At 59.6% G+C, this 14,601-nt stretch carries 14 protein-coding genes; 10 read left to right on the top strand and 4 right to left on the bottom strand.

Features of this window, described 5'->3' with window-relative positions; translation table 11 throughout:
- The first annotated feature begins 222 nt into the window (after window positions 1–222).
- Entirely contained in the window at window positions 223–1,008 is a 786-nt protein-coding gene (locus tag AB9L16_RS07825) for an outer membrane protein OmpK (RefSeq protein ID WP_056784020.1), read from the top strand.
- 91 nt (window positions 1,009–1,099) lie between these two features.
- Here AB9L16_RS07825 and AB9L16_RS07820 read toward each other — a convergent pair whose 3' ends face one another.
- Together AB9L16_RS07820 and AB9L16_RS07815 are read right to left on the bottom strand one after the other, a co-directional pair.
- Entirely contained in the window at window positions 1,100–2,272 is a 1,173-nt protein-coding gene (locus AB9L16_RS07820; RefSeq protein ID WP_041479321.1) for a patatin-like phospholipase family protein, read from the bottom strand.
- 34 nt (window positions 2,273–2,306) lie between these two features.
- Entirely contained in the window at window positions 2,307–3,239 is a 933-nt protein-coding gene (locus AB9L16_RS07815; protein WP_041479319.1) for a lipid A biosynthesis lauroyl acyltransferase, read from the bottom strand.
- Window positions 3,240–3,356: 117 nt separating this feature from the next.
- On the opposite strand from AB9L16_RS07815, the gene minC reads away from it, so the two are divergent.
- From minC to AB9L16_RS07770, 9 genes are all read left to right on the top strand, one after another.
- Window positions 3,357–4,094: a septum site-determining protein MinC gene (minC, locus tag AB9L16_RS07810; RefSeq protein WP_041479318.1), complete on the top strand. Its 738-nt coding sequence runs from the start codon at window positions 3,357–3,359 to the stop codon at window positions 4,092–4,094.
- Between the two features lie 169 nt (window positions 4,095–4,263).
- Complete coding sequence (gene minD, locus AB9L16_RS07805) at window positions 4,264–5,076, top strand: septum site-determining protein MinD (RefSeq protein WP_007913953.1); 813 nt, start codon at window positions 4,264–4,266, stop codon at window positions 5,074–5,076.
- Window positions 5,076–5,330, top strand: a complete 255-nt coding sequence (gene minE / locus AB9L16_RS07800) for a cell division topological specificity factor MinE (RefSeq protein ID WP_003223146.1) — start codon at window positions 5,076–5,078, stop codon at window positions 5,328–5,330. Before minD ends, minE begins: the two co-directional genes overlap by 1 nt.
- Window positions 5,331–5,499: 169 nt before the next feature.
- A complete protein-coding gene (locus AB9L16_RS07795) occupies window positions 5,500–6,135 on the top strand; it encodes an RluA family pseudouridine synthase (RefSeq protein ID WP_024012204.1) in 636 nt (211 codons plus the stop codon).
- A 152-nt stretch (window positions 6,136–6,287) separates the two neighbouring features.
- On the top strand, window positions 6,288–7,130 hold the full coding sequence (locus AB9L16_RS07790; RefSeq protein ID WP_056784015.1) for a hypothetical protein: 843 nt from the start codon (window positions 6,288–6,290) through the stop codon (window positions 7,128–7,130).
- 94 nt (window positions 7,131–7,224) lie between these two features.
- Window positions 7,225–8,319, top strand: coding sequence for a hypothetical protein (locus tag AB9L16_RS07785; RefSeq protein ID WP_375123321.1), 1,095 nt, complete (start codon window positions 7,225–7,227; stop codon window positions 8,317–8,319).
- A 78-nt stretch (window positions 8,320–8,397) separates the two neighbouring features.
- Complete coding sequence (locus AB9L16_RS07780) at window positions 8,398–9,687, top strand: M18 family aminopeptidase (RefSeq protein ID WP_016773748.1); 1,290 nt, start codon at window positions 8,398–8,400, stop codon at window positions 9,685–9,687.
- Between the two features lie 232 nt (window positions 9,688–9,919).
- Window positions 9,920–10,096: a hypothetical protein gene (locus AB9L16_RS07775; RefSeq protein WP_016773747.1), complete on the top strand. Its 177-nt coding sequence runs from the start codon at window positions 9,920–9,922 to the stop codon at window positions 10,094–10,096.
- Window positions 10,097–10,170: 74 nt separating this feature from the next.
- Entirely contained in the window at window positions 10,171–12,327 is a 2,157-nt protein-coding gene (locus tag AB9L16_RS07770; RefSeq protein WP_375123320.1) for a mechanosensitive ion channel family protein, read from the top strand.
- Between the two features lie 47 nt (window positions 12,328–12,374).
- Here AB9L16_RS07770 and AB9L16_RS07765 read toward each other — a convergent pair whose 3' ends face one another.
- Both AB9L16_RS07765 and AB9L16_RS07760 read right to left on the bottom strand, forming a co-directional pair.
- Window positions 12,375–12,629 (bottom strand): bacteriocin immunity protein, encoded by a 255-nt coding sequence (locus tag AB9L16_RS07765; protein ID WP_076566779.1) that lies wholly within the window; start codon window positions 12,627–12,629, stop codon window positions 12,375–12,377.
- Window positions 12,629–14,539 (bottom strand): S-type pyocin domain-containing protein, encoded by a 1,911-nt coding sequence (locus AB9L16_RS07760; RefSeq protein WP_375123319.1) that lies wholly within the window; start codon window positions 14,537–14,539, stop codon window positions 12,629–12,631. Before AB9L16_RS07760 ends, AB9L16_RS07765 begins: the two co-directional genes overlap by 1 nt.
- Window positions 14,540–14,601 lie beyond the last annotated feature (62 nt).

Here is a 14,601-nt window from a genome sequence, read left to right as displayed (position 1 = left end):
CCCGGCTGCGGTCAGTCCTGAGGCATCCCGAAAACACGCTCGTCGACTGTTTTTCAGCAGCCGAACGGGCGTTTTTTGGTTTTTCAAAAGCCTTGGCGCAGCTTTTGCTACCAGCATTCAAAGCTGACCGATCGGATGAAATTTGCGGTACGAAAAAAGGCGCCACATCAGAGCGCCGATCTTAAAAAAATAACGTGGAACACCTACTTTGGGAGCAACCGAATGAAACGTATGTGCACCAGCCTGATGCTGGCCGGATCGATGTTCGCCGGCGGCCAGGCGATGGCCGAAGGCCTGCTGCAGTGGCAGAACAACAGCCTGACCTACCTGTATGGCAAGGACTTCCAGGTCAACCCGCGCATTCAGCAGACCGTGACCTTCGAGCACGCCGATGCCTGGAAGTATGGGGACAACTTCCTGTTCATCGACAAGATCTTCTACAACGGCAAGGATGATGGCGGCGTCGGCTCCAACACCTACTACGGCGAGCTCAGCCCGCGCCTGTCATTCGGCAAGATCTTCGATCAGAAACTGGCCTTTGGTCCGGTGACTGACGTGCTGCTGGCCATGACCTACGAGTTCGGTGAAGGCGATACCGAGTCGTACCTGATCGGTCCGGGCTTCGACCTGGCGATTCCAGGCTTCGATTACTTCCAGCTGAACTTCTACCAGCGTCACACCCAGGGCGCACGCGCCGGTGACAATGTCTGGCAGATCACCCCGGTGTGGTCCTACACCATCCCGGTGGGCAAATCGAACATCCTCATCGACGGCTTCATGGACTGGGTGGTCGACAACGACTCCAATTCCAAGGGCGACTACCACGCCAACCTGCACTTCAACCCGCAGGTCAAATACGACCTGGGCAAGGCGCTGAATTTCGGCGAGAAGCAGTTGTATGTCGGTGTCGAGTACGACTACTGGTCGGACAAGTACGGGATCAAGGACAGCCAGTACTTCAAGACCGATCAGAGCACCACGAGCTTCCTGGTCAAGTTCCACTTCTGACCCTAAAAGCTTCGCGAGCAGGCTCGCTCCCACATTCAGACCGAGTTCCAATGTGGGAGCGAGCCTGCTCGCGAAGGCCTCACCGCAGATTTCAGGCAGGAGCCACCGCTTCAGATATCCGCAAAAACCGGCACAGCTCCTCGCGCTTGGCCAACGCATCCCGCCGTCCCAACTCGATCAACTCGCTGCAATACCCCGCCTCGAACAGCAGATAACTGAGCACCCCCGCCCCGCTCGTCTTCGTCGCCCCCGGCCCGCGCAGAAACAGGCGCAACGCCGCCGGTAACTCCTGGCGATGCCGCGCGGCGATTTCGTCGATCGGCTGACTTGGCGCAATCACCAGCACTTCCACCGGCGCCACACCCAGCGCACGAGTAGGTGTGCCGGCCGGGAGCAAATGACTGAACTGATTCAGACGCTGCAGCAACTCGATATCGCTCTCCAGACTGTCGATGAACGTGCTGTTGAGCATGTGCCCGCCAATCTGCGCCAGAGTCGGTTGCTGGCCGCTGTAGGCGCGCTCCAGCGGCTGCTGCGGATCGACGCCGCGCGGGTTGCCGCTGACGCCCACCACCAGCACGCGACTGGCCCCCAGATGCAGCGCCGGGCTGATCGGCGCCGACTGGCGCACTGCGCCGTCACCGAAATATTCCTCGCCGATTTTCACTGGCGCGAACAACAGCGGAATCGCCGAACTGGCCAACAGGTGATCGACCGACAATTGCGTCGGCACGCCAATACGGCGGTGCCGCAGCCAGGCGTCGATGGTGCCGCCGCCCTGATAGAACGTCACCGCTTGCCCCGATTCGTAGCCGAACGCGGTCACCGCTACCGCGTGCAATTGCTTGCGCGCGATGGATTCGGCGATGCCGGGCAGGTGCAGTTTTTCCTCGAGCAGCTCGCGCAGCGGCGAACTGTTGAGCAACGCCACCGGCATCTGCCGACCGAGGCCGAGCAGGCTGTGGCTGACGAAACGGCTGGCCTGATGGATCACGCCCGGCCAGTCGCTGCGCAACACGCGGTGGCTGCGAAAGCCCTGCCAGAACTGGGTCAGGCGTTCGATGGCAGCGCGAAAATCCATGGCACCACTGGCCAGGCTGACCGCATTGATCGCCCCGGCCGAGGTGCCGACGATCACCGGAAACGGATTGTCCGCACCGACCGGCAGCAACTCGGCAATCGCCGCCAGCACCCCGACCTGATAAGCCGCCCGGGCCCCGCCGCCGGAAAGAATCAAACCTGTGACCGGTTCAGCAGGACTCATCGCAACACTCCACGGTGCTTGTCAGATCGGCTAATCAACGACGCTTGGGATAAAGTTTCGGCTCACCCGGTGGGCGACTCTTGAAGCGCCGATGCGCCCACAGATACTGCTCGGGGCAGGCACGTAAAGCACTCTCGACCCACTGATTGATGCGGATGCAATCGGCCTCCTCGCTTTCGCCGGGGAAATCTTCGAGCGGCGGATGGATCACCAGGCGATAACCACTGCCGTCGGCCAGACGTTCCTGAGTGAACGGCACCACCAGCGCTTTGCCCAGCCGTGCAAACTTGGTCGTCGCAGTGACGGTGGCGGCCTGAATGCCGAACAGCGGCACGAAGATGCTCTGCTTGGCGCCGTAATCCTGATCCGGCGCATACCAGATCGCCCGTCCCGAGCGCAGCAGTTTGAGCATGCCGCGCACGTCATCGCGCTCCACCGCCAGCGAATCGAGATTGTGCCGCTCGCGGCCACGGCGCTGGACGAAGTCGAACAAGGGGTTTTTGTGTTCGCGGTACATGCCGTCTATGGTGTGCTGCTGGCCGAGCAGCGCCGCGCCGATTTCCAGGGTGGTGAAATGCGCGGCCATGAGGATCACGCCTTTGCCTTCGCGCTGGGCTTTCTGCAGATGTTCAAGGCCTTCGACGTGGGCCAGTTTCGCCAGACGCTCGCGCGACCACCACCAGCTCATCGCCATCTCGAAGAAGGCGATGCCGGTGGAGGCGAAGTTTTCCTTGAGCAGGCGTTTGCGCTCAGCGGCGGATTTTTCCGGGAAGCACAACTCAAGATTGCGCCGGGCGATGGTTCGCCGGTCGCTGGCGACGCGATACATCAACGCGCCCAAAACTCGACCGATGGTCAGCAGCGCCGGATACGGCAACTGCACGATCAGCCACAAAAGCCCCAGGCCGCACCAGAGCGGCCAGAAGCGCGGAGCAAGATATGCTTTTCGAAAACGCGGGCGATCCATTAAAGCTTCCGTAAATACAGTGGCCGCGCATTCTACATCGTTCGACCCGGCTTGCGGCTCGCGGGCGTTCTCGTTATAAGTCTCGGCACTTTTAGTGACAAGCCGTTGTATGCCGACATGAGCCAAACCGACCCGTTAGACCAAGATCCCGTATTCCAGCTCAAGGGCAGCATGCTGGCCATCACTGTGCTGGAACTGGCCCGTAACGACCTCGAAAGCCTCGATCGGCAATTGGCCGCCAAAGTCGCCCAGGCGCCGAATTTTTTCAGCAATGCACCGCTGGTTCTGGCTCTGGACAAACTGCCGCCGAATCAGGGCGCGGTTGACCTGCCGGGGCTGATGCGCGTCTGCCGTCAGCACGGTCTGCGTACCCTGGCCATTCGCGCCAGCCGCATCGAAGACATCGCCGCCGCCATCGCCATCGACATCCCCGTGCTACCGCCCTCCGGCGCCCGCGAGCGTCCGCTGGAGACGCCGGAAGCCGAAGTCAAAAAGAAGCCGGAAAAGCCGCCTGAGCCGACCGTCAAACCGACCCGCGTAATCACCACGCCAGTACGTGGTGGCCAGCAGATATATGCCCAGGGTGGCGATCTGGTCGTGGTCTCATCGGTCAGTCCGGGGGCGGAACTTCTCGCCGATGGCAACATCCATGTATACGGCCCGATGCGCGGCCGTGCGCTGGCCGGCGTCAAAGGTGACACCAAGGCACGGATTTTCTGTCAGCAATTGAGCGCTGAACTGATCTCCATCGCCGGTCATTACAAGGTCTCCGAGGATTTGCGTCGCGATCCGATGTGGGGCTCGGGCGTCCAGGTCAGCCTGTCAGGCGACGTGTTGAACATCATTCGGCTTTAACGGATACTGCCGCATTTTCCAAGCATCTCTAAAACGTAGCGAAAACGGCTCAAACGAAGTAGGAAAAAGGCCCAAAGCCAAATTCCAGCCAAGGCTGTCCGACTGCAGTAGTTTTCAAGAGATGTTTTTCAGGGGCTGAACAGTCCTTCTTCCTTAGGGGTGAAACACCTTGGCCAAGATTCTCGTGGTTACATCCGGCAAGGGTGGTGTGGGTAAGACCACCACCAGCGCCGCTATCGGTACCGGTCTCGCTCTGCGCGGCCACAAAACAGTGATCGTCGACTTCGACGTGGGCTTGCGTAACCTCGACCTGATCATGGGTTGCGAGCGCCGCGTGGTGTATGACTTCGTCAACGTGGTAAACGGCGAAGCCAACCTGCAACAGGCACTGATCAAAGACAAGCGCCTGGAAAACCTCTACGTACTGGCGGCCAGCCAGACCCGCGACAAAGACGCGCTGACCGTCGAAGGCGTGGAAAAAGTCCTGATGGAGCTCAAGGAACAATTCGAGTTCGTCGTCTGCGATTCCCCGGCGGGCATCGAGAAAGGTGCGCACCTGGCCATGTATTTCGCCGATGAAGCGATCGTCGTGACCAACCCGGAAGTCTCCTCGGTACGTGACTCGGACCGCATGCTCGGCCTGCTGGCGAGCAAATCGCGCCGCGCCGAACGTGGCGAAGACCCGATCAAGGAACACCTGCTGATCACTCGCTACCACCCGGAGCGGGTTGAAAAGGGCGAGATGCTTGGCGTTGAAGACGTCAAGGAGATCCTCTCGGTGACCCTGCTCGGCGTCATCCCGGAATCCCAGGCGGTACTCAAGGCTTCCAACCAGGGCGTGCCAGTGATTCTCGACGACCAGAGCGATGCCGGTCAGGCTTACAGCGATACCGTCGACCGCCTGCTGGGCAAAGAAAAAGCCCACCGATTCCTCGATGTCGAGAAGAAGGGATTCTTCGAGCGCCTGTTTGGAGGTAGGTAATGAACCTTTTTGACTTCTTTCGTGCCAACAAAAAGCCAAGTACCGCCTCGGTAGCGAAAGAGCGTCTACAGATCATCGTGGCGCATGAGCGCGGCCAGCGCAGCACGCCGGATTACCTGCCAGCCTTGCAGAAGGAACTGGTCGACGTGATCCGCAAGTACGTCAACATCGGCAACGACGACGTACATGTTGCACTGGAAAGCCAGGGCAGTTGCTCGATTCTGGAACTCAACATCACCCTGCCCGATCGCTGAGTCGATTTGGCAGTCGCTACGGCGGCTCGGGCTGTTGATGCTCGTGTAGGAGCTGCCGAAGGCTGCGATCTTTTGATCTTCAAAGTCAAAAGATCGCAGCCTTCGGCAGCTCCTACAGAGTTATCAGCAGTCCCGAGCCGCCGTTGGCATTTGTTACGAGGCTGTTTTAATGCCGCTGTCCAACATCCGCATCATCCACGAGGACGCCGCCGTACTGGTGGTCGACAAACCGACCCTGCTGCTCTCGGTGCCCGGCCGCGCAGACGACAACAAGGATTGCCTGATTACCCGCCTGCAGGAAAACGGCTACCCGGAAGCGCGCATCGTTCATCGCCTGGACTGGGAAACCTCCGGGATCATCCTGCTGGCCCGTGACGCCGACACCCATCGCGAACTGTCGCGGCAGTTTCACGATCGCGAAACCGAAAAAGCCTACACCGCTTTGGCCTGGGGTCAGCCGGAGCTGGACAGCGGCAGCATCGATCTGCCCCTGCGCTACGACCCACCGACCAAGCCACGGCATGTCGTCGATCACGAATTCGGCAAGCATGCGCTGACCTTCTGGAAGGTGCTGGAACGTTGCGGCGACTGGTGCCGTGTCGAACTGACACCGATTACCGGCCGCTCGCATCAATTGCGCGTGCACATGTTGTCGATCGGCCATCCGTTGCTCGGTGACGGACTCTACGCCCACGAGCAAGCGCTGGCGGCCTGGCCGCGTCTGTGCCTGCACGCGAGCATGCTCAGCTTCACTCATCCGCAGACCGGCGAGCGCCTGCGCTTCGAGTGCCCGGCTCCGTTCTGAATTGCGTGAATACTTTGGAAGCCCTTCCTGGTGAAGGGCTTTTTTTGTCCTGCCAAAAATCCACCGGCAATAGATTGACGTAAAGAACTGTCATAAAATTGTAATCAAATATAAAATCATGGCACTTCGATATCAGGCAGGAGGCCTTTTCCGTGTTCTGCAGCAAAACACTTCAATCCGAATACCCGATCATCTACGCATTCGGTAACACGACCCTGCACTTGAGCGAAGCACCCAGCATCCAGGCACGCCAGGCCCTGGAGCAGCTCATTAAAAAACGCCGCGCGCACAAACTGACCCGAGCCAGCGCACCGTTATCGTCCTGTGAAACACCACTATTTGCCAAGGTCCAGCCATTGGACACGTTCAAGGCAAAGGTGCGGGTGAGCCTGAACAAACCGCAACGCAACGGGCGCTTCGACTGGCCTCTTGAAGAGCTGATGAATTCCCTCGAAGCTCAGCGCCGGGGCGTGGAGATGCCTCCACTGAAGGGCTATGGCTATACCCGCAGCAGACTCGGCCTGACCGAGGAGTTCTTCCTGCTGACTCACCTGCTCGAAGGCCATATGGATGGGGCCGAGTGCATCAGACGCAATCCCGAAAACATCGAAGCCTTTATCCTCGACGCGTTTCAACTGCTCAGCTCGCTCGCCAGCAAGAACATCACCCACATGGATTTCTGGGTGGGCAACATCATGGTGCCCGAGCAAACGCAAAGGCCACTCAAAGCCATCGACTTTGAAAACTGCTTCGCAGGCCCGACCGCGCACGCAAGTGAAACACTCGGTTTTCAACTCGGCTTCTTCTATCGTCGGGATATCTACAAATTCATCACCGAAGCCGCCTACGATCGCCTGGTAGATCAATACCTCAGTGCACTGCCTGGCTTATCGAGAGACAGGTTCGAGGCTGTCTATCAGTTGAGCAAACATGAATACGTCGGTCGCAAGCAACGCCGTGAAGTCTTCCTCTCTGGCAGATTGATCACTGGTTGACGCCCTCCCTGGCAACACTTTGAAGCAAGTGTCCGGCCTGCAAATCAGCGGAGCAATACGGTAAACTCGCGCCCCCCGCCGTATGGAGCCGCTTATGCGCGAAGCCTTCCCCCCCCTGGAAAAAGTACCGCACCAGCTGCTCTACCTGATCTATGGCGACAAAGACGTTTATCGGCGCGAGGCAAAATTCAGCATCCTCACCGCCCTTGCACAGCTGCAGCCAGATGAATCGTTGTGCATCCGAGTGCTGACCGATCGTCCGCAGGACTATGCCGGCTGGCCGGTCGATACCGTCCCTTTGAGCGAGCAGACCCTGATCCAGTGGCAGGGCGAGAACGGCTACCACCACCGCCGCAAAGCGTGCGCCATTGCGCTGGGCCTGACGCTTGCCGAAAAAACCCTGTTTGTCGACACCGATACGCTGTTTCTCGGTTCGCCGCACCGGCTGTTCAGCATGATCACGCCCGGCCGTTACGTGATGGACCGCTTCGAATATGACTGGAGTTACGTCTGTAACCGGGCGGACTACGAAAAACTCGCGCGCTGCCTGCAAGTCCACGGCATCTCGTCGACGAACAGCTTCAAGCTCTACAACAGCGGCTTGTGCGGCATCACCGATGGCGATTCAGCGCTGCTGGACAAGTCGATCCGGCTGATCGATGAGTGGACGCAGGACCCGTTCGACATCCATACGATCGAACAGATTGCACTGTCTTTTGCCATGCGCGACCAGCCGATCCAGGAAGCGAAGAAATTCATCTATCACTACTTCGCCGACAAGAACTTCTTCCACGCCATGCAGAAACATTTTTTCGCCCGTTACGGCGAGGCCTTCCACCTCGAACTGCCAGAGCTGTGCAACGAGGTTCCGCGCAGCAAACCCGTTCCCTCAACCTGGGAGCGCCTGCGCATCAAGTGGAAGCTGCGCAAAAAGCGCGGCGGCATGAAGAAAGTCGGCCGGGCGTTGCTGTTCGGCAGTGCTGCACCTGCCCATCCGTATTACGAGATCTGCCGTCACGAATGGTGGGAATCGGCGTCGCGGGAAATCCTGCGTTGGGACAGCGTCACGCAAAAGGCCTTCTTCGGCAGCGGCAAGGGCTGGCCGAAGCACCTGCCGAAACCCGCCAGAAAGGATGATCAACAAGCCATCATTGCCTACCTGCGCAAGCGCATCGATCAGCACTCCTGAGCGTGCTTGCGCAAACCACTTGCCCAATGGCGCTGAGTGATGCGTTAAACTGCCGCCCATTGCTGTCTGGAGTTTCTTATGCGCGCAGAGTTGAACCAGGGCCTGATCGACTTTCTCAAGGCCTCCCCTACCCCGTTCCACGCCACCGCCAGCCTCGTTCAGCGTCTGGAGGCCGCCGGTTATGTGCGCCTCGACGAGCGCGAGCCATGGTCCACCGAGGCCAACGGCCGCTATTACGTCACCCGTAACGACTCCTCCATCGTCGCGATCAAAATGGGCCGCAACTCGCCACTGCACGACGGTATCCGTCTGGTCGGCGCTCACACCGACAGCCCGTGCCTGCGGGTCAAGCCGCAACCGGAACTGCAACGTCAGGGCTTCTGGCAACTGGGCGTCGAAGTCTACGGCGGCGCGCTGCTGGCGCCATGGTTCGACCGCGATCTGTCGCTGGCCGGCCGCGTGACCTTCCGCCGTGACGGCAAGGTCGAGAGTCAGTTGATCGACTTCAAGGCACCCATCGCGATCATTCCCAACCTGGCCATTCACCTCAACCGTGAAGCCAACCAGGGCTGGGCGATCAACGCGCAGACCGAACTACCGCCGATCCTGGCGCAATTCGCCGGTGACGAGCGCGTCGATTTCCGCGCCGTGCTCACCGACCAACTGGCCCGCGAACACGGTTTGAACGCCGACGTGGTGCTGGATTACGAGCTGAGTTTCTACGACACGCAAAGCGCTGCGGTGATCGGCCTGAACGGCGATTTCATTGCCGGTGCGCGTCTGGACAACCTGCTGTCGTGCTACGCCGGCCTGCAAGCGTTGCTCACCGCCGAAACCGACGAGACCTGCGTGCTGGTCTGTAACGACCACGAAGAAGTCGGCTCGTGCTCGGCGTGCGGTGCCGACGGCCCGATGCTCGAACAGACTCTGCGCCGCCTGCTGCCAGAAGGCGACGAGTTCGTGCGCACTATTCAGAAATCCCTGCTGGTCTCCGCCGACAACGCCCACGGCGTGCATCCCAACTACGCGGACAAGCACGACGCCAACCACGGCCCGAAACTCAACGCCGGCCCGGTGATCAAGGTCAACAGCAACCAGCGCTACGCCACCAACAGCGAAACCGCCGGTTTCTTCCGCCACCTGTGCATGGCCGAAGAAGTCCCGGTGCAAAGCTTCGTGGTGCGCAGCGACATGGGCTGCGGCTCGACCATCGGCCCGATCACCGCCAGCCATCTGGGCGTGCGCACCGTCGACATCGGCCTGCCGACCTTCGCCATGCATTCGATTCGCGAGCTGTGCGGCAGCCATGACCTGGCGCATCTGGTCAAAGTGCTCAGTGCGTTCTATGCCAGTCGCGAATTGCCATAAAGGCTGAAAAGCTTCGCGAGCAGGCTCGCTCCCACAATTGAACTGCATTTCATTGTGGGAGCCAGTCATCTCCCCTTGGAATGCAAATCAACCTGTGGGAGCGAGCCTGCTCGCGAAATCGCCTGTGCAGACAGCAGAATCCTCCCGGCCTGATGCATTCCTGAGCCACATCACACCCCGCCTCGAAAACCCGCCTAGACTGCAAACATCCCCCACAGACAAGGCAGTCTTCATGATCTCGATGTCCTCCTTCCACGCCATGCTCATTCCCATCCTCAGCGGAATGATCCTGCTGGCCATCGGCTTCAACTTCCGCGACAAGAACGCCGGGGTGTTCGCCATGTGGATCGGCATGCTGATGATCCTCGCCACGGTGGTCTACAAGATCCTCGCCAAACTCAACGAATGACCGCGCCCGGCTCGCATTGAGCCAAAGGGCCTCGTACACTCCAGCGCATCCGCCTATCGCGAGGTTGTCTTCTGGTGTTCGCTCGTCTTTTTGCTTTGCCCGGTCTGCTGCTTGTCTGCCTGATGACGCTGCTGCCGCTGGCGCCCGCCCAAGCGGTCGGTCTGCCCGGCCTGCTCAACACTTCCAAACCGCAGCCTGAAGCCGTAGAACCCCTTGGCCAGTCGCTGGACGAAGTGATCAAGTCGCTGGAAAACGACAAGCAACGCGCGCAGTTGCTCAGCGATCTGAAGAAGCTGCGCGACGCCACGAAAAAAGCGCAGGCCACCCCCGAAGAAGGCGTGCTGGGCCTGATCGGCGGCACCCTCGCCAACTTCGAAAAGCAGTTTTCCGGCGCCGACAGCCCGATTACCCGCTGGTCCAACGAATTCGATCTGGCCAAGGACGAACTGACCAGCAAGCTGCTGCCGGCCAATGAATGGCTGCCGATCATCTTCGGTTTCGCAGTGATCCTGATGGTCTGGAGCCTGCTCGCCGCCGCGCTGATCTGGCTCAGCCACCGCGTGCGTCTGCGCTTCGGCCTCACCGAAGAACTGCCGCAACACCCCAAGGCCCTCGACATGCTGCGCTTTGCCCTGCGCAAGCTCGGGCCGTGGCTGATCGCGTTGGTAATGACGGTGTACATGAGCTACGTGCTGCCGTCTTCCCTGGGCAAAAGCCTGGCGATGGTGCTGGCCTATGCCTTGGTGGTCGGCACCTGTTTCTCGGCGATCTGCGTGATCGCCTTCTCCCTGCTCGACGGCCCGCACCGCCATCGCGCGCTGTACATCCTGCGTCATCAGGCGTTTCGGCCGCTGTGGCTGATCGGCAGCTTCGCCGCGTTTGGTGAAGCGCTGAGCGATCCGCGTCTGGTCGAGAGCCTGGGCGTACATCTGGCGCACACCGCCGCGACCACGGCCAATGTCCTCGCTGCGCTGTCGACCGGCCTGTTCATCCTGCGATTCCGCCGACCGATCGCGCACCTGATCCGCAACCAACCGCTGTCACGCCGCCTGACCCGCCGCGCCCTCAGCGACACCATCGAGATCCTCGGCACCTTCTGGTACGTGCCGGCACTGGTGCTGGTCGGCATCTCGCTGTTCGCCACGTTTGTCTCCGCCGGCGACACCAGCACCGCGCTGCGCCAGTCGCTGATCTGCACGGTGCTGCTGGTGTTGTGCATGGTTATCAACGGCCTCGTGCGCCGACATTCGCTGAAACCGCAACGCGGGCCGAAACGCCATGCGCTGTATTCGGAGCGACTGAAAAACTTCTTCTACACCCTGACGCATTTGCTGGTGTGGCTGATCTTCATCGAACTGGGCCTGCGCGTCTGGGGCCATTCGCTGATCGCGTTCGCCGAAGGCGATGGCCATGACATCAGCGTCAAACTGTTCAGCCTGATCGGCACGCTGATTTTCTCCTGGCTGATCTGGATCCTCGCCGACACCGCCGTGCACCACGCCCTCACCCGCTCGCGCAAAGGCCTGGCGAATGCACGGGCGCAGACGATGATGCCGCTGATCCGCAACGTGCTGTTCGTGGCGATTTTCATCATCGCGCTGATCGTCGCGTTGGCGAACATGGGCATGAACGTCACACCGCTGCTGGCCGGTGCCGGCGTGATCGGTCTGGCCATCGGCTTCGGCGCGCAGTCGCTGGTCGCTGACCTGATCACCGGCCTGTTCATCATCATCGAAGACTCGCTGGCCATCGACGACTACGTCGACGTTGGCGGCCACCTCGGCACCGTCGAAGGCCTGACCATCCGCACCGTACGCCTGCGCGATATCGACGGCATCGTCCACACCATCCCGTTCAGCGAAATCAAAAGCATCAAGAACTACTCGCGGGAATTCGGCTACGCGATCTTCCGCGTCGCCGTGCCATACAACATGGAAATCGACGACGCGATCAAACTGATGCGCGACGTCGGCCAGAAGATGCGCAGCGATCCGTTGCAGCGCCGCAATATTTGGTCGCCGCTGGAGATTCAGGGTGTGGAAAGTTTCGAGTCCGGCAGCGCGATTTTGCGCGCACGGTTCAAGACTGCGCCGATCAAGCAGTGGGAAGTTTCCCGGGCGTTCAATTTGTCGCTGAAAAGGCAACTGGATGAGGCGGGGCTGGATCTGGCGACGCCAAGGATGAGTGTGCAGGTGATTACGCCTGGGGTGGAAATCAAAAAGGAAAGCTGAACAGAGATGGCCCCCTATTGGCAGGTAATACCAATAGGGAGCTAGTTTTATCTGGCTTTGAAACCAGGTTTTCCTTCGGCGGCCCGCCACCTTTTGACTTCCGCCACAATATTTTCCGGACCGCTTTTCCCCGATTCAGGGTAGTAGATCAAATCGGAACCCGCTGGATGTTCGCTCAGTCGTTCAAACTCCATTACAGCTGAGGTTTGCCCCTTCTCAGTCGCGTAATCCGATTGGTATATCTTTTGTACGAAATGCAAGAATTGCTCTTCGGACATTTCATTGATCATTAATTTTTTCATTACTCGCCTCCCTTATGAACTGCCAAATGCTGTTTCGGAGTTAGCAACCGCAGGTTGTCAATATCGTACAACTGCCCACCATCCGATAACGATGAGACGTGGTGCAACTCAAACTTCACTCGTTTACCAACCCGATCGCCCGCTTTCACATACGGTGATCGGCCTTTGCTCATTGCACTGAGACTACCTGGATCAAACGACATCGCCAGTTCCGCATCAGCGCTCACCGCTTTCCAGAAAGTCTCCCTGAATGCCCTGAAATCCTTGAAATTCTTGCCTCGCAATTGATCTGCAATTTTTGAGGGAATTGCCGCCCCCTCACCTTGCGTAGCCGCCTCCAGCCATCCACCCGCAACCGGCGCTCCATGACCACTCGCCACCCCTGGATCATTGCGTCGATCCCGGAACATGACGTACTGCGGTGGCAGGCCCGATTCCGACGGGAAGACCAGAATGAAGTCGTCGAAACGAATGCTGCCCCGCCCTGGGTGAGCGTCGATCCGTCCTTCAATCGGCACGAGGTTGCCGCCGATATATCGCGGTGGGGACGGATTCTCGATGGGGAACAGCGTTGAACTGTCTGCCGGCGTTACTGCGGGAGTCCAGACCGCGGTTGTCGGCGGGATGTCAGTGAGGGTCGCGCTGTAAGTGTTGTTCCCTGCGTTGAAACCAGCTGCAACCACGCGAACGCCGGAAGGCCGTTTTGTCCCCGCTACCGGAACGACAAGCAGTTCGGCGAGAGAGCCCGTCAGCGGCCGGGCGCTCAAACGTACCGGCAGATTCAGTCGTGCTCTTTCGCTTGCCAGCCTGTCCAGATCAGGCAGTTGACCGGGCAGCAGATCTGCCAGTGGGAGGCTGAGCAGAAAGCGTTCAGGCAACTCTCCATTGCCCAACACCGGGGAGTAGACAAACGCACTTACCCCCACCATCAGACCGGACGCCGTGCCGGCAGCCACCTCCGATAAACCGGCCACCGCCGCGCGAATCGAAGCGGTAAAACCCGCCATCAGGTTGTCGGCAATCGCGACCGCACCAGCGGACGTCGCAAATACCAGTTGGGCGTGGCTGGTATTGCCCTGAAAGCGCAACAGGCTACTGTGCCCACCGGAGGTGTCCTGCCGGCGCTTTTCCTCAGCAACCCTGTGTGCTTCGGCCTCAGCCTCAAGCGCTGCCTGTTCCTCGGCACGCTTGCGCTCTAGTGCCTCAGCCGCCAAACGGGCCTGTTCCTCTTCGAGCCGCCTGATTTCATCGGCCGCGGCCTGCCGCGCCAGCTCCTCCGCCTGCCGCCGCGCCTGCTCTTGAGCGACGCGGGCCTGTTCCTGTGCAACCTGCCTGGCGTATTCCGCCGCCAACCGCGCCTGCTCCTGAGCGATCCGCTCGGCTTCCTGCGCTTGCACCACGGCAATCATGCCCTTGACCGTGGCCGACTGGCTGTTCAACACGCCAATGCCTTCAACCAGTAACTTGGCGTTGAACAGAGCGCTATAAGCCTGCCGTACGCTGACGCTGGCGCTTCGCCGATTGACTTGCGGTAAGCGGCCTCCGTTGAAAAAGGTTTCAACCTGGGCGTGGCCGAAACGTTCGATGGCCACGTCCTTGGCCACCAAAAGCGCACCAAACTTCCTGGCGATCAGGGAATCCCTGAATTGCATCTCCCGCGCCAGCGCATCCAAAGGCGGCAAGACACTTTGATCACCTGCTGCCCGCGCTTCTGCCAGTTCATTTTCAATGACCTGAGCAATATTCCTGGAAGTATCTTTATAGATACTTTCCATATCGAGTATTTCACCCAACGGCGCAAAGTTAATGCCTGGTCCCGAGCCGTCCCCTGCACCTAAATAATGTAAATATTCATCTTGTTTATCCGGACGCACAACAATCGGCGGAAGCGTTATTCCATTACGCTGCATTTATAAGTCCTCCATGGACAATAGTTTTGTCGCACTGACCCGTTACCCTCAAACAGCCAATA

Origin of the sequence: Pseudomonas sp. LW8 (genome assembly GCF_041956865.1) — a bacterium.
GTDB classification, from domain to species: domain Bacteria; phylum Pseudomonadota; class Gammaproteobacteria; order Pseudomonadales; family Pseudomonadaceae; genus Aquipseudomonas; species Aquipseudomonas siliginis.
This window is presented reverse-complemented; position numbering and strand designations above follow the sequence as displayed.